The following is a 15,457-nucleotide window of genomic DNA, read 5'->3' as shown; positions in this document are numbered from 1 at the left end:
AGCGGTCTGTCTCAGAGCTTATCGGCTACGTAGGACACGAAGTCCACGAGCCGGATGGTGTAGCCCCACTCGTTGTCGTACCACGCGATGACCTTGACCTGGTTGTCGATCACCTTGGTCAGCGGCGCGTCGAACACGGTGGAGACGTCGTAGCCCTCGATGTCCTTGGAGACCAGCGCCTCCTCGGAGTACTCGATGATGCCCTTGAAGTCGCCCTCGGCGGCCTTCTTCACGGCGGCGTTGACGGACTCGACGGTAACGTCCTCGCGCACGTCCACGGTGAGGTCCACGAGGGAGCCCGTGGGAACCGGCACGCGCACGGCGAAGCCGTCCAGCTTGCCCTTGAGCTCGGGGAGCACCAGACCCACGGCCGCGGCGGCGCCGGTGGTGGTGGGGATCATGCTCAGGGCCGCGGCGCGGGCGCGACGCAGGTCCTTGTGCGGGGCGTCGTGCAGGCGCTGGTCACCGGTGTAGGCGTGGATGGTGGTCATCAGGCCGCGCTCGATGCCGAACTCGTCGTTGATCACCTTGGCCAGCGGGGCCAGGCAGTTGGTGGTGCAGGAGGCCGCGGACACCAGGTTCATGGTGGCGGGGTCGTAGGACTCGTGGTTCACGCCGTACACGAAGGTGCCCTCCACCTCCTTGCCCGGGGCGGAGAGCACGACCTTCTTGGCACCGGCGTCCAGGTGGGCCTGCATCTTGGGGCCGGTGGTGAACTTGCCGGTGGACTCGACCACGATGTCCACGCCCAGCTCGCCCCACGGCAGCTTGGAGGGGTCCGCCTCGGCGAAGAACTTCACCTGGTGGCCGTCCACGGACATGACGTCCCCGTCGAGGCTCACCTCGGAGCCCAGACGGCCCATCACGGAGTCGAACTCGAACAGGTGCTTGAGGGTTTCGGGAGCGGTGAGGTCGTTGACGGCCACCAGCTCGATGTCGTGGCCGTGGTGGGTGTACAGGGCCCGTGCGAAGCAACGACCGATGCGTCCGAATCCGTTGATGGCAACCTTGACTGTCACTGCAATCTCCTCTGCGAGTGGGTGTGCGGTGCACTCCGGCCCGTCCGGATGTGGGATCAAAACCAATCGGCATAAATCCCACACCCGAAGTGCGGTGACGACCCGGGGTCCACCTGCTCTTCCGTGTTCATTCTAGCGGGATTCATGCCCCGGGAACAGTGGCGGGGGGCAACTGCGACACAGCTGGCGCAAACCCCACATGAACCAACATTCATGCGGGGTTCACCGGCCCGTGCTAGTGGGCCCGCGCCTGCGCCCCTCCGGCCTGGGCCGCGAACTCGGTGGTGGTGGCGATCCCCAGCTCCTCGGCCCGGCGGTCGGCCATGGCCAGCAGCCGCCGGATCCGCCCGGCGATCGCGTCCTTGGTCAGCGGCGGATCGGACAGCCGCCCGAGCTCGTCGAGGCTCGCCTGCTTGTTGGCCACGCGCAGCCGGCCCGCGGCCCGCAGGTGCTCGGGGGCCTCGTCGCCCAGGATGTCGAGGGCGCGCTCCACCTTGGCGCCGGCCGTCACGGCCGCCTGGGCGGAGCGGCGCAGGTTCGCGTCGTCGAAGTTGGCGAGCCGGTTGGCAGTGGCGCGGACCTCCTTGCGCATGCGCCGGTCCTCCCACTGCAGCAGCGCCCGGTGTGCGCCCAGCCGGGTCAGCAGCGCGGCGATCGTGTCGCCGTCGCGCACCACCACCCGGTCCACGCCGCGCACCTGGCGGGCTTTGGCCAGCACGTCGAGGCGGCGGGCGGATCCCACGAGCGCGAGGGCGGCCTCCGGGCCGGGGCACGTGAACTCCATGGCCGCGGCACGGCCGGGCTCGGTGAGGGAGCCGTGGGCCAGGAACGCCCCGCGGATCACCGCGGCCGACTCGTCCACGCTGCCGTTGACCACGGTGGGCGGCAGTCCCCGCACGGGGCGCCCGTGCGCGTCCAGCAGACCGGTGCGCCGCGCGAGGGCCTCACCGTCACGGGCGACGCGCACCACCCACGTGGGCTCGCGACGCAGCCCGCCACCGCTCATCACGCCGAGCTCGCACTCGTGGCCGAAGACCTCCCCCACGGTGCGCACCGCTCGGCGCGCCACGGACTCGGTGTCGAGCTCCGCCTCCACCACGATCCGCCCCGCCACGATGTGCAGTCCCCCCGCGAAGCGCAGCAGCGCGGACAGCTCCGCCGCGCGCACCGCGGACTTGCGGACCTGCAGGTGGGCGAGTTCTTCCTTGACCGAGGCGGTCAATGCCATAGACGTCGATCTCCTTGCGTACGGGCGGGCGGGCGCTCGGGGCGCTCAGCGCTCCGCGTTCATGATCTGCTGGTAGGCCGCGGCCAGTTTGAAGGGGTTGTGCACGGAGCTGCCGTCCTTGTCCCGCAGCGAGTCCCAGTGCACCACGGCGCCGAGCTGGGCGGCCGCCGCCTCGACGTCCTTGGGGGACTCCGCGGCGGACGGGTCCGCGAGCACTACGTCGAGGCGCAGCTCCGGGGCGTAGCGCTTGAGCACCCGCAGCTGGTCCCCCGAGCCCATGCTCAGGGTCTCCGAGTCCCGCGAGAGGTTCAGCGTGACCAGCCGCTTGGCGGGCGAGGCGCAGATGGCGTCCCGCAGCTGGGGCAGCAGCAGGTGCGGCAGCACGGAGGTGTGCCAGGACCCCGGGCCCAGCACCACCCACGCGGCCTCCTCGATGGCCGTGAGGGCCTCCGGGCAGGCCGGGGCCTGGGACGGCGAGAGCCGCACGTTGCACACGTCCGCCTCCTTGGCCAGGCGGGACTGCCCCGTGACGGTGCGGGTCACGGACTCGGGCGGGCACGCGACCGTGGGGCTGCTGCCCGGGGAGACGTCCCCCTCGATCACGAGCGGCACGCAGCTCATGGGCAGCACCTGGCCGCGGGCCCCGAGCAGCGCCCCGGCCCACCGCAGGCCCTCGACGGGATCACCCAGCAGCTCCCACAGTGTGACGATCAGCAGGTTGCCCAGGGCGTGGTTGTCGAGCCCCTCGTCCGGGTGGGCCTTGACGCTGAAGCGGTGCTGCATCACGTCGCTCCACGTGCGCCCCCACTGGGAGTCGTCGCACAGCGCGGCCAGGGCCATCCGCAGGTCGCCGGGGGGCGGCACGCCGAGGTCGTCGCGCAGCCGCCCGGACGAGCCGCCGTCGTCGGCGACCGTGACCACCGCGGTCAGTGCCGGCGCCAGCAGGCGCAGGGCGGACAGGCTCGCGGAGAGGCCGTGGCCGCCGCCCAGGGCGACCACCGAGTCCGCGTCGGTGAGGCCGTCGCGGGCGCGGGGGTCCAGGGAGTGGTACGGGTCGACGTCGCGCCGGCTGCTCAGCGGCAGCCGAGGCAGCGCGCCGGTGGTGGGGAATGAGCTCATGGTTTCCGTAGGGTCTGGGGGTCCGGGCTACTCGCGGCCCATGTCACGGTGCTGGAGGTTCACGGTCACGCGCGGGGACTTGCTCAGCCGCCGCGCGACCTCCTCGGTGATGGCCACCGAGCGGTGCTTGCCCCCCGTGCAGCCGATCGCGATGGTCGCGTAGTGCTTGCTCTCGGTGCGGTAGCCCGCGAACACCGGTTCGAGCATGGACACGAAGCGGTCCACGAAGGTCTGGGCGCCGTCCGTGGCGAAGACGTAGTCCCGCACCTCGGGATCCTTGCCCGTGCGGGGGCGCAGCGCGGGGACCCAGTGCGGATTGGGGATGAAGCGCACGTCCGCCACGAAGTTGGCGTCCGCGGGGACCCCGTACTTGAAGCCGAAGCTCATCACGGTCAGCCGCAGCACCACCGGCCCGCTCGTGGAGAACATGTCCGCGACGGCCCGGGTCAGCGCGTGGACGTTGAAGGACGTGGTGTCCAGCACCGAGTCCGCCGTCTCGCGCAGGTCCTTCAGCAGCTCGCGCTCGGCCCGGATGCCGTCCAGGATCCGCCCCCCGGCCTGCAACGGGTGGGGTCTGCGCTGGAGCTCGTAGCGGGAGACCAGCACCTCGTCCGAGGCCTCCAGGAACAGCACCGAGAACTCCACACCGGAGTGCTCGAGCGCGGCCAGGGTCTCCTTCATGTCGTTGAACAGCGCCTTGCCGCGGACGTCGATCACCACGGCCAGCTTGGGCAGGCTCTGCGGGGTGCGCGAGGCGAGGTCGGCGAGGGTCCCGAGCATCTGCGGCGGGAGGTTGTCCACCACGTACCACCCGAGGTCCTCCAGGGCGTTGGCCGCCGTGGAGCGGCCCGCGCCGGACATCCCGGTGACGATCAGCAGCTCGGCCGTGGGGGGCTTCACCGGCTCCAGCGTGGGCGCGGCATCCGGTGGTGGGGTGCTCATGGTCTGACGGACCGCCTGATCTACCGACTGCAAGGTTCCCCTTCAGGGTAGACCAGATTCAGTCGAGCAGTTCGCCCGTTCCGGTGTCCACCGCCGGGGCGGTCGACGACGCCGCCGCCTCCCCTCCCAGCGCCTGCGCCACCTTCACGGCCAGGGCCGGTCCGAAGCCCTTGACCTCCAGGATCTGCTCGGCGGTGGCCGCGCGCAGCTTCTTGACGGAGCCGAAGTGCTTCAGCAGCGCCTTCTGCTTGGCCGGCCCGAGCCCGGGGACCTCGTCCAGCGCGGAGACGGTCATGGCCTTGGAGCGCTTCTGCCGGTGGAAGGTGATCGCGAAGCGGTGGGCCTCGTCGCGCACGCGCTGCATGAGGAACAGGCCCTCGGAGGCGCGCGGCAGGATCACGGGGAACTCGTCGTCGGGCACCCACACCTCCTCCAGGCGCTTGGCCAGGCCCACCACGTGCACGTCCGTGACCCGGAGGTCGTCCAGGGCGCGCTGCGCCGCGGCCACCTGGGGCGGACCGCCGTCCACGATCACCAGGTTGGGCGGGTACGCGAAGGCCCGGGTGGTGCCCTCGTCGTCGTCGCCGGCCACCTCCCCCGTGCTCACGCCCTTCTCGGCGGCGCGGCGCTGCTGCTCCACGTGGCGGGAGAACCTGCGGTGGATCACGTCGTACATCGAGGCGGTGTCGTCCCGGGCGGCGTCCCCGGTGATCGAGAACTTGCGGTACTCGGACTTGCGCGGCAGCCCGTCCTCGAACACCACCATGGACGCCACCACGTTGGTGCCCTGCACGTGGGAGATGTCGTAGCACTCGATGCGCATGAGTGCATCCGGCAGCCCGAGCGCCTCCTGCAGCTGCTGCAGTGAGGCCGAACGCGTGGTGAGGTCCCCGGCCCGGCGGGACTTGTGCAGGGTCAGCGCCTGCCGGGCGTTCTCGGCCACCGTCTCGAGCAGCTGGGCCTTGTCCCCGCGCTGCGGGCGCTGGACGGTTACCTGGGAGCCACGCAGCTCGCTGAGCCAGGCCCGGATCTCGTCCGCCTCGTCCGGCAGCACGCTCACGTGCACCGCGCGCGGGATGGTGTCCTGTCGGTACGCGAGCTCGGACGTGCGCCGGTGCTGGCCCACCACGTCCTCGCTGCCGTGGCGTGCGGTCCTCCTGCGGCCCGACGCCGCCGGGGCCAGTCCGGACTGCGCCTCGCCGTAGACCTGCTGGAGCAGGTTGGTCATCAGCTGCGCCGTGGTGACGTCCTCGACCTTCTCCGTGATCCAGCCGCGCTGGCCGCGGATGCGCCCGCCGCGCACGTGGAAGACCTGCACGGCCGCCTCGAGCTCGTCCTCGGCGATCGCGAAGAAGTCCGCGTCCGTGGAGTCCGTGAGCACCACGGTGTTGCGCTCGAAGACCCGTTCCAGCGCACCCACGTCGTCGCGGCGTGCGGCCGCGGTCTCGAAGTCCATGCACTCGGCGGCCTCGTTCATCTGCCGGGTCAGCTCGCGGATGTACGGCTTGGCGTGGCCCGCCATGAAGCGGCAGAGGTCGTCCGCGAGCTCGCGGTGCTCCTCCTGCGAGATGTTGCCCACGCACGGGGCGGAGCACTTGTCGATGTAGCCCAGCAGGCACGGCCGGCCGCTGCGCTCGGCGCGCTGGTACACCCCCGTGGTGCACGTGCGCACGGGAAACACCCGCAGCAGGGCGTCCAGGGTGTCGCGGATGGCCCACGCCTGGGAGTAGGGGCCGAAGTAGCGGTTGCCGGGCTTCTTCTCGCCGCGCGTGACCATGGCCCGGGGAACGTCCTCGGACATGGTGACCGCGAGGTACGGGTAGGACTTGTCGTCCCGGTAGGCGATGTTGAACCGGGGGGCGAACTCCTTGATCCACGTGTACTCGAGCTGGAGGGACTCGAACTCGGAGCCCACCACGGTCCACTGCACCGCAGCCGCGGTGGTGACCATGGCGCGGGTCTTGGGTGCCAGCTGGTGCAGGGGCGCGAAGTAGGAGGAGACCCTGTTCCGCAGGTTCTTGGCCTTGCCCACGTAGATGACGCGGCCGTGCTCGTCCCGGAAGCGGTAGACCCCCGGATTGGTGGGGATGTCCTGACGGGCCGGCTTGTAGCTCGCCGGATCAGCCACGCCCCAGGTCCTTCTCCGCGGACGGGGACACGTTGTAGGCGTCCTTGAGCGGCTGGCCGGAGAGCCCGGCGATGGTGGTCATGAGGTACTCCACGAGGTCCTTGCGCATCTTGCCGGTCTGGCGCTGCCCGGGGCCCGCGCCGGGGACCATGATGGGCTCCCCCACGTGCATCTCGAACTTGGCCGGGCGGATCATGGTGGCCCCCGGCGGCTGCAGCCGCTGGGTCCCGATGAGTCCCACGGGGACCACGGGTGCCCCGGTCTTGAAGGCCAGGTAGGCCACCCCGGAGTGGCCGCGGTACAGGTAGCCATCCCGGGAGCGGGTGCCCTCCGGGTAGATGCCGAACACGTTGCCGTTCTCCAGGTGCTCGACGGCCGGGTCCAGTGCGGCCACCGACTCGCTCTGCTGGCCGCGGGTCACGGGGATGATGTCGATGAACTCGAACGCCTCGCGCATGAACCGGCCCTTGATCCCGGGGCTGTTGACGTACTCGGCCTTGGCGATGAACTTCACCCGGCGCGGCATGAACGCCGAGATGATCACGGAGTCCAGGAAGGAGAGGTGGTTGGACGCGATGATCACGGGCCCGGTCTCGGGCAGCCGGTCCAGGCCCGAGACCACCGGGCGGCACAGCATGCGCAGGGCGCGGGCCACCGTGGCCTTGGTCAGGTCGTACTTGGTGATCATTGCCGCCGCTCCCTACTGGTCCGTGTACCGACTGAGCAAGTGTGCCAAATCACCGGGCTCACGGGCGAGCGCGGCGCACCCGGTGTCCAGCTCTCCGGGCTGGGCGAAGCCCCAGCACGCTCCCACGCAGTCGATCCCCTGGCTGCGGGCGCCCTCGACGTCGTAGCTGCGGTCCCCGACCATCACGGTGCGCGCGGGGTCCGGGGGCAGCGCGCCCAGCCGCCGCAGGGCCTCGGCGATGATGGCGGGCTTGTCGTGGAGCCGGTCCGCCCCGCCACCGGGCGGCGCGAGGTCGTCGGCGGCGCCGCTGACCGTGTCGAAGAACCTATCGAGCTCGAAGCGCTCGACCACCTCCAGCGCAATGTGCTCCGGCTTCTGGGTGGCCACGGCCTGACGGACGCCGCGCTCCCGCAGGGACTGCAGGACCTCGAGAATTCCGGGGTACACGGTGGTGCGCTCGAGCCCCTCGGTGAGATACCCGGCCCGGTAGACGCTGACCACCTGGGCGATCTGGTCCTCGGGGACGTCCGTGAACCGCCGCAGGGACTCGCCGATGGGCGGTCCCACGAACCGGTCGAGGTTCTCCGGGGCCTCGAAGCCGCACGCCCACAGGGCTTCGGCGATGCCCTCCGTGATGGCGCCAGCCGGGTCCAGGACGGTGCCGTCCAGGTCCCACAGCACCACGGGACGCTGACCGTTCACGACGACGCCCCGGCGGACCCGCTGCGCCCCGCGGCGACCGCTGCGGGTACCGGGGAACCGGCCCGGTGGGCGGCCTCGCGGGCCGCGGAGTTCTCCAGGACCTCCCGGAGGAACTGGCCGGTGAAGCTCTCCGGGTTCTGCGCGACCTGTTCCGGCGTGCCCTCGGCCACGACCGTGCCGCCACCCGAGCCGCCGTTGGGACCGAGATCCACGATCCAGTCCGCGGACTTCACCACGTCCAGGTTGTGCTCGATGGTCATCACGCTGTTGCCCTTGTCCACGAGGCTCTGCAGCACCATCAGCAGCTTGCGGATGTCCTCGAAGTGCAGACCCGTGGTGGGCTCGTCCAGCACGTACACGGTGCGCCCGTTGGAGCGCTTCTGCAGCTCCGCGGCGAGCTTGACCCGCTGGGCCTCACCGCCGGAGAGCGTGGTGGCCGGCTGCCCGAGTCGCACGTAGCCCAGACCCACCTCCACGAGCGTGGTGAGGTAGCGCGCGATCGCCGTGAACGGGGCGAAGAACTCGGCCGCCTCCTCGATGGGCATGTCCAGCACCTCGGCGATGTTCTTGCCCTTGTAGTGCACCTCCAGGGTTTCCCTGTTGTAGCGGGCCCCCTTGCACACCTCGCACGGGACGTAGACATCCGGCAGGAAGTTCATCTCGATCTTGAGGGTGCCGTCACCGGAGCACGCCTCGCAGCGCCCGCCCTTGACGTTGAAGGAGAACCGGCCCTGCTGGTAGCCGCGGACCTTGGCCTCCTGGGTCTCGGCGAACAGCTTGCGGATGCGGTCGAACACGCCGGTGTACGTGGCCGGGTTCGAGCGCGGCGTGCGCCCGATGGGGCTCTGGTCCACGTGCACCACCTTGTCCAGGTGCTCCAGACCGTCGATGCGCCGGTGCCGCCCGGGGACCTGCTTGGCGCCGTTGAGCTGGTTGGCCAGGCTCGTGTAGAGGATGTCGTTCACGAGCGTGGACTTGCCCGAGCCGGACACACCCGTGACCGCCACGAACACACCCAGCGGGAAGTCGACCGTGAGGTTCTGGAGGTTGTTCTCCCGGGCTCCCACCACGGTCAGCTTCCGCTTCTTGTCCACCGGGCGGCGGGTGGCCGGGACCTCGATGAGCTTGCGGCCGGTGAGGTAGTCCGCCGTGATCGACTCGCGGTTCTCGAGCAGCTGGTCGTAGGTGCCGGAGTGCACCACGTCCCCGCCGTGGACGCCGGCGCCCGGGCCCACATCCACGATCCAGTCCGCCTCGCGCATGGTGTCCTCGTCGTGCTCGACCACGATCAGGGTGTTACCCATGTCCCGCAGCCGCAGCAGGGTGTCGATGAGCCGGCGGTTGTCGCGCTGGTGCAGCCCGATGGACGGCTCGTCGAGCACGTAGAGCACGCCCACGAGTCCCGCGCCGATCTGGGTGGCCAGCCGGATCCGCTGGGCCTCACCGCCGGAGAGCGTGGCCGCCGCCCGTTCCAGGTTGAGGTAGTCCAGGCCCACGTCGATCAGGAACGTCAGCCGCGCGACGATCTCCTTGAGCACCTGGTCGCCGATCGTGGCGTCCCGCTCGCTGAGCTCCAACTGCTCGAAGAAGGTCAGCGAGTCCCGCATGGGCAGGCGGGTGGCCTCGGCGATGTTCTTCCCGCCCACGGTGACCCCGAGGATCGTGGGGTTCAGCCGGGCCCCGCCGCACGCCGGGCACGCCACCTGGCGCATGTACTGCTCGTAGCGGTCCTTGGCGTGGTCGGACTCGGTCTCCTCGTGCTTGCGTTTGATGTAGCCGTACACGCCCTCGAAGCCCTGCGAGTACTTGCGTTCGCGGCCCCAGCGGTTGCGGTAGGCCACCGTGACCTTGTAGTCCTTGCCCTCGAGCACGGCGCGGCGCGCCTTGGCGGGGAGGTCCTTCCACGGCGTGACCATGTCGAAGCCGACTTCCTTGCCGAGGCCGGCGAGCAGCCGGTTCCAGTACTCGCTGGTGGCCTTGCCGAGGGACCACGGGGCGATCGCGCCCTCCACGAGGGAGAGGTCCGGGTTGGGCACCACGAGGTCCTCGTCCACCTCCAGCCGCGAGCCGATGCCGTCGCACTCGGGGCACGCGCCGAACGGGGCGTTGAAGGAGAAGGAGCGGGGCTCGATCTCGTCGCTCTGCAGCTCGTGCTCGTTGGGGCACGCGAGGTGCTCGGAGAACGTGCGCCGGACGTCCTGCCACGGGGACTGCTCGCCCTCGCGGGTCACGAGCTCCACGACCACGCGGCCGTCCGCGAGGTTCAGGGCGGTCTCCACGGAGTCCGTGAGGCGCTGGCGCGCGTCCGGCTTGGCCGTGAGGCGGTCCACCACCACGTCGATGGTGTGCTTGTACTGCTTCTTGAGCTTGGGGGCGTCCTCGAGCTGCACGGTCTCGCCGTCCACCACGGCGCGCGCGTAGCCCTGCTGGCTCAGCTGCTGGAAGAGGTCCTGGAACTCCCCCTTGCGGCCCTTGACCACGGGGGCGAGCACCATGAAGCGGGTGCGCTCGGGCAGCTCCAGCAGCTGGTCCACGATCTGCTGCGGCGTCTGCCGGGTGATGGGCTCCCCGCACACCGGGCAGTGCGCGCGGCCGATGCGCGCCCACAGCAGGCGCATGTAGTCGTAGATCTCGGTGATGGTGCCCACGGTGGAGCGCGGGTTGCGGGAGGTGGACTTCTGGTCGATGGACACCGCCGGGGAGAGTCCCTCGATGAAGTCGACGTCCGGCTTGTCCACCCGGCCCAGGAACATGCGCGCGTACGAGGACAGCGACTCGACGTAGCGGCGCTGGCCCTCCGCGAAGATGGTGTCGAACGCGAGCGAGGACTTCCCGGAGCCGGAGAGCCCCGTGAACACCACCATGGAGTCCCGCGGGATGGTGAGGTCCACGTTCTTGAGGTTGTGCTCCCGGGCGCCCTGCACCACGATCTCGGTGAGGTCCGAGACACCGGACGCGCGGGTCTTCGGGGCGTGTTCGTGCGCGGTCCGCTCCGCGAGCACGGAGCTGGACTGGCGGTCGCTGGAGGTTTCGTGGGTTCGCTCTGACACGGCTGCAACTCTAGTACCCGGCCCCGACACGACCACGGCCCCCGCCCGGGGAGTCAGCCCAGCGCGCAACGCCCGGGGCGGGGGCTCAGGCCCGGTGGCGCGGACCGCCGGACGCCCGCCCGGGGCCGCGGGCGGCGTCGTCCTCCCGGGGCTGCGCGGTCTCGTGGACGGCGCGATCGGTCCGCCCGCCGTCGGCGCCGGGGGACGACGACGCCGGGTCGCCCGCGTGCGGCGTCGCGCCCTCGTCCCGGGGATGGGCCGCTGCCTCCTCCCCCGCGCCCCGGCGCAGCCCCGTGGCAGTGGGGTCCACCACCGGGATCTGCCCCGTCTCCGCGTGCTGCATCCGCAGCCCCGCGGCCTCCACGGGGTTGACCTCCCTGGTGACCAGGGTGATCTGACCCGTCTCGGGGTCCACCTCCGCCACGTCCACGGTGGTGCGCAGCGGGGTCTCCTTCATGAGCAGCACGCACAGCAGGGTCACGAGGGACGCGATCCCGGCCACGAGGAACAGCAGACCGGTGCCCGTGCCGTACGCCTCGCGGACGGCCCCCAGCACCTCGGGGGGCAGCCCCGCGAGGTCAATGGACGCGGCGTCGGGCGTGGCCGAGGAATCCATGCCGTGCTCCGCCGCGAACCGAGACATCTGCGTGGCCATGTGCCGGGTGAGCAGCGCACCGAACATGGACACCGCCACGGCGCCGCCCACCGTGCGGAAGAACGCGACCGCGGAGGACGCGGCGCCCATGTCCTTGAGCCCCACGGTGTTCTGCACCGCGAGCACGAGGTTCTGGTTGAGCGTGCCCACGCCCAGCCCCACGAGGCAGATGAAGATCCCCACGAGCCACGCGGGGGTCGTGTGCGTGAGCCCGGCGCCGAGGAAGAGCCCCACCGCGAGCACCACCGCGCCCACGACCAGGATCCGCTTCCAGCGCCCGAAGCGGGAGATCAGCTGACCCGCGATCGTGGAGCCCAGGAACGAGCCGACCACCTGCGGGAGCATCAGCAGGCCGGACTCCGTGGGCGTGTAGCCCTGACCGAGCTGGAAGTACTGGCCCAGGTAGGTGGTGGAGGCGAACATGGCGGCGCCCGTGGCGATCGCCGCGATGATCGCGAGCACCGTGGTGCGCTCCGTGATCACGTGCAGCGGCATGGTGGGCTCGCTCGCGCGGCGCTCCACGGCCACGAAGGCCACGGCGGTCACGAGCGCCAGCACGATCAACAGCACCGACTCCCACGAGCCCCACGCGAAGAGCTTGCCCGCGAAGGACACCCACAGCAGCAGCGCGGAGGTGGCCAGCGCGAGCAGCCCCATGCCCAGGAAGTCCACCCTGGGCGAGCGGTCGCGAGAGACCTCGGGCAGGTGCAGGGTCCGGACGATGATGACCGCCGCCACCAGGGAGAGCGGCACGGGGATCAGGAAGCACCAGCGCCAGCCGAACGCGTCCACGATCAGCCCGCCCAGCAAGGGTCCCACGGAGGTGGCCACGGCCATCACGGCACCCATGTACCCGGCGTAGCGCCCGCGTTCGCGCGGCGGGATGATGGTGCCGAGGATCGTCTGGGCGAGGGCCATGAGCCCGCCCATGCCCACGCCCTGGATCACACGGGCCACCACGAGCATCCCGATGGATCCCGCGATGCCCGCCGCCCCGGAGCCGATCACGAAGATGGCGATGGCCATGAGCAGCAGCTTCTTCTTGTCGAAGAGGTCCGCGAGCTTGCCCCACATCGGCGTGGTCACGGCGTTCGCCAGCAGGGTCCCGGTCACGGTCCAGGACAGGGCGGTCTGGTCCCCGCCGAGGTCCGCCATGATCACGGGCAGCGCGGTGCCGATGATGGTCAGGGTGACCATGGCCATGAAGAACGCCGCGAGGATGCCGGTGAGCGCTCTCAGGACGTCCCGGTGCTCCTGCTCGCTCGTGCGTGCGGGGCGGGTACGGGATGTGGGCTGGTGGGCTGGCGTCATGTGCAGGTGTCCTCTCCGCGCCGGTCCGTGCCGGGCGCGCTGTGCCGGGGGTCTGTGGGGGATGTGGTGCGGGGCGTGCGCGGGCGAGCCGCGCCGTTCGTGCGGTTGTGGCCTCCTCAGCGCCCGGGCCCGGGGTCCGGCGGGCCGGGGTCGCCGGTCACCACGGGGACGGCGGTGGTCATCGGGGACATCCCGGAGGAGCTCAGGAAGAGCTCGGTGAGGCGCTTGAGGTCCGCACTCGTGCGGACGGCCTCGGCCTCGCTCAGGTCGGCTAGGCGCACCACGAGGCTGCGGGCGTCCGCCCGCAGGGCCGTCTCCAGGGCGCGCCGTCCGGAGTCGGTGATGCTGAGGATCTGCGCCCGCCCGTCCTCAGGGTCCGGGGCGCGGACCACGTGGCCCAGCTGCTCCAGCACTGCCAGCTGGCGGCTCATGCCGGACGCACCCAGGTTGGACTCGGCCACGATGTCCTTGGCCCGGCGCCCCGGCATGCACGTGAGCATGGTCAGGATGTTGGTCTGCACCACCGTCAGCTCCCGCTGCGCGGCCGTGGCCTTGAGCACACGTCGGGTGGCGCGCTGCAGCTCCAGGAGGTCCCGGACGAGCTGCTCGGCCGTGCCGTTCGAGACCCCCATGCTCTGCGTCCTCCCCTTCCGTGGTGCCCGGGGACGACGGCCCGGCCCGCAGGCGCGCGGCCGTGGGCACGGCGGCGTCGTCCCCCAAGTATTTGCTTCACGCAACTATATAATTCGGGCCGGGTGCTGTCCACCCTCGGCACACGGCGCGGGCAGGCCCCGCACAGCCGGGCGTGCTATTCGCCGCAGCCGGTGCTGACGCCTACACTCGTGGGCATGATCGCTACGCAGACTGAGGTCACGGAGCTCACCGACATCACGATCCGCCGGATCTCGGTGAGCGACATGGAAAACAACGTGTATCTGCTCACCTCCAAGACCGAGGGCACCCAGGTGCTCATCGACGCCGCCGACGACGCCCGGGCCATTGCCGGGATGGTCGCCGCGGGCTCCGGGGACTGCTCCGACTGGGGCAACCTGCAGCTGATCATCACCACGCACTCGCACTGGGACCACGTGCGCGCGCTGGAGGACGTGGCCACCCACGCCGAGGCCATGACCGCGTGCGGCACCGCGGACGAGGCGGACATCGCCGTGCCCATGGACCTGACCTTCGACAACGGGGACACCGCCGAGCTCGACGGCATCGAGCTGGAGGTCATCGAGCTGCGCGGGCACACGCCGGGATCGATCGCCCTGGTCTACCGGGACCCTGAAGGGCCCGCGCACATCTTCACCGGGGACTCCCTGTTCCCCGGCGGACTGGGGAAGACGAACTCCCCCGAGGACTTCCGCCAGCTCTTCCAGGACGTCACCGAGCGCATCTTCGACCGCTTCGACGACGACACCGTGATCCACCCCGGCCACGGCGAGCCCACCACGCTGGGGGCCGAGCGGCCGCACCTGCGGGAGTGGGAAGAGCGCGGCTGGTGAGCGCCTCTCCCGCGTCCGCTCCGCAGAATGACGCCGCCGCGGGGCGCTCCGAGGACCGCGCCGCCTACGTGGCGGTGCTCGTGTTCCCCCTGCTCGTGCTGGCCGGTGGCGCGGCGGGATACCTCTTCGCACCCGCCGTGCACCAGGCCGCGCCCTGGACGAACCCCCTGCTGGGGCTCGTGATGTTCGGCATGGGGCTGACCCTGCGCCCCGCGGACTTTGCGCTCGTGGCCACCCGGCCCGTGCCGATCCTCGTGGGCGTGATGGCCCAGTACGTGCTGATGCCCGGCATCGCCGTGCTCGTCTCGTGGGCTCTGCAGCTGCCCCCGGAGATCGCGGCGGGCGTGATCCTGGTGGGCTGCGCGCCGGGCGGCACCGCCTCCAACGTGGTCTCCTACCTGGCGCGCGGTGACGTGGCGGTATCGGTGACCATGACGTCCATCTCCACCCTGCTGGCCCCGTTGCTCACTCCCCTGCTGACGCTCTGGCTCGCCGGAGCCTACATGCCCCTCAACGGCGGGTCCATGGCGAAGTCCATCGCCATGGTGGTGCTGCTGCCCGTGCTGGCCGGACTCGTGGTGCGCCTCGTGCTGCCGCGCGTGGTCGCGCGACTGCTCCCGGTCCTGCCGTGGCTGTCCGTGCTCACGATCGCGGTGATCGTGGCCATCGTGGTCTCGGGCTCCGCGGAGAAGATCCTGCAGGCCGGCCTGCTGGTGCTCGTGGCGGTGGCGGTGCACAACGCCCTGGGCATGACCCTGGGGTGGCTCGTGGGCCGGGTGACCGGCCAGCCCGCGCCCGTGCGACGCACCACCGCGATCGAGGTGGGCATGCAGAACTCCGGCCTCGCCGCCGGTCTCGCCGCCCAGTACATGTCGCCGCTGGCCGCGCTGCCCGGCGCGGTGTTCTCGGTGTGGCACAACCTCTCCGGCGCGGTCTTCGCGTTGCTGTGCCGCCGCGCGGACGCACGCACCGCACGCACCGCGGACTGAGCACCTCCCCGGCGCCCCTGCACCGGTCCCGTTCCGGGCGGTGCCACGGGCGACGACGCCGCGGGGCCGGGTGCCCGGCGCCGCACGCCGCGCCCGACTGCGTGTCCGCCCCGGCGGATAG

General features: G+C 71.1%; 12 protein-coding genes. 2 read left to right on the top strand and 10 right to left on the bottom strand.

Annotated features, from left to right (window positions below; all coding sequences use genetic code 11):
- Positions 1 to 11: 11 nt before the first annotated feature.
- The 10 genes from gap to DNL27_RS06575 form a co-directional block, all read right to left on the bottom strand.
- A complete protein-coding gene (gene gap / locus DNL27_RS06620) occupies positions 12 to 1,019 on the bottom strand; it encodes a type I glyceraldehyde-3-phosphate dehydrogenase (protein ID WP_012398278.1) in 1,008 nt (335 codons plus the stop codon).
- Positions 1,020 to 1,254: 235 nt separating this feature from the next.
- Positions 1,255 to 2,247: a DNA-binding protein WhiA gene (gene whiA / locus DNL27_RS06615; RefSeq protein WP_012398277.1), complete on the bottom strand. Its 993-nt coding sequence runs from the start codon at positions 2,245 to 2,247 to the stop codon at positions 1,255 to 1,257.
- A 45-nt stretch (positions 2,248 to 2,292) separates the two neighbouring features.
- Positions 2,293 to 3,366 carry a uridine diphosphate-N-acetylglucosamine-binding protein YvcK gene (yvcK, locus tag DNL27_RS06610; protein WP_112235066.1) on the bottom strand — a complete coding sequence of 358 codons (1,074 nt, stop codon included), beginning with the start codon at positions 3,364 to 3,366 and terminating at the stop codon, positions 2,293 to 2,295.
- Positions 3,367 to 3,393: 27 nt separating this feature from the next.
- The gene (gene rapZ, locus DNL27_RS06605) at positions 3,394 to 4,308 is read right to left on the bottom strand and encodes an RNase adapter RapZ (protein WP_012398275.1); all 915 of its coding nucleotides are present in this window, start codon (positions 4,306 to 4,308) and stop codon (positions 3,394 to 3,396) included.
- A 58-nt stretch (positions 4,309 to 4,366) separates the two neighbouring features.
- Positions 4,367 to 6,436, bottom strand: coding sequence for an excinuclease ABC subunit UvrC (uvrC, locus tag DNL27_RS06600; RefSeq protein WP_112235065.1), 2,070 nt, complete (start codon positions 6,434 to 6,436; stop codon positions 4,367 to 4,369).
- Positions 6,429 to 7,124: a 1-acyl-sn-glycerol-3-phosphate acyltransferase gene (locus DNL27_RS06595; RefSeq protein WP_112235064.1), complete on the bottom strand. Its 696-nt coding sequence runs from the start codon at positions 7,122 to 7,124 to the stop codon at positions 6,429 to 6,431. Before DNL27_RS06595 ends, uvrC begins: the two co-directional genes overlap by 8 nt.
- Before the next feature lie 12 nt (positions 7,125 to 7,136).
- Complete coding sequence (locus DNL27_RS06590) at positions 7,137 to 7,826, bottom strand: HAD hydrolase-like protein (RefSeq protein WP_112235063.1); 690 nt, start codon at positions 7,824 to 7,826, stop codon at positions 7,137 to 7,139.
- Positions 7,823 to 10,828 carry an excinuclease ABC subunit UvrA gene (gene uvrA, locus DNL27_RS06585; RefSeq protein WP_112235062.1) on the bottom strand — a complete coding sequence of 1,002 codons (3,006 nt, stop codon included), beginning with the start codon at positions 10,826 to 10,828 and terminating at the stop codon, positions 7,823 to 7,825. The genes DNL27_RS06590 and uvrA overlap by 4 nt, the downstream gene beginning before the upstream one ends.
- A gap of 133 nt (positions 10,829 to 10,961) precedes the next feature.
- Complete coding sequence (locus DNL27_RS06580; RefSeq protein ID WP_112235061.1) at positions 10,962 to 12,842, bottom strand: MDR family MFS transporter; 1,881 nt, start codon at positions 12,840 to 12,842, stop codon at positions 10,962 to 10,964.
- A gap of 116 nt (positions 12,843 to 12,958) precedes the next feature.
- Positions 12,959 to 13,474, bottom strand: a complete 516-nt coding sequence (locus DNL27_RS06575) for a MarR family winged helix-turn-helix transcriptional regulator (protein WP_112235060.1) — start codon at positions 13,472 to 13,474, stop codon at positions 12,959 to 12,961.
- A 216-nt stretch (positions 13,475 to 13,690) separates the two neighbouring features.
- Here DNL27_RS06575 and DNL27_RS06570 point away from each other — a divergent pair, with 216 nt between their 5' ends.
- Entirely contained in the window at positions 13,691 to 14,347 is a 657-nt protein-coding gene (locus DNL27_RS06570) for an MBL fold metallo-hydrolase (RefSeq protein ID WP_041297581.1), read from the top strand.
- Complete coding sequence (locus DNL27_RS06565; RefSeq protein WP_112235059.1) at positions 14,344 to 15,336, top strand: bile acid:sodium symporter family protein; 993 nt, start codon at positions 14,344 to 14,346, stop codon at positions 15,334 to 15,336. The genes DNL27_RS06570 and DNL27_RS06565 overlap by 4 nt, the downstream gene beginning before the upstream one ends.
- The last annotated feature ends 121 nt before the right edge of the window (positions 15,337 to 15,457 follow it).

Origin of the sequence: Kocuria sp. BT304 (assembly GCF_003290245.1) — a bacterium.
Classification (GTDB): Bacteria; Actinomycetota; Actinomycetes; order Actinomycetales; family Micrococcaceae; genus Kocuria; species Kocuria rhizophila_A.
Note: the sequence above shows the minus strand (reverse complement) of the source record. Positions and strands in the feature narration are given on the sequence as shown.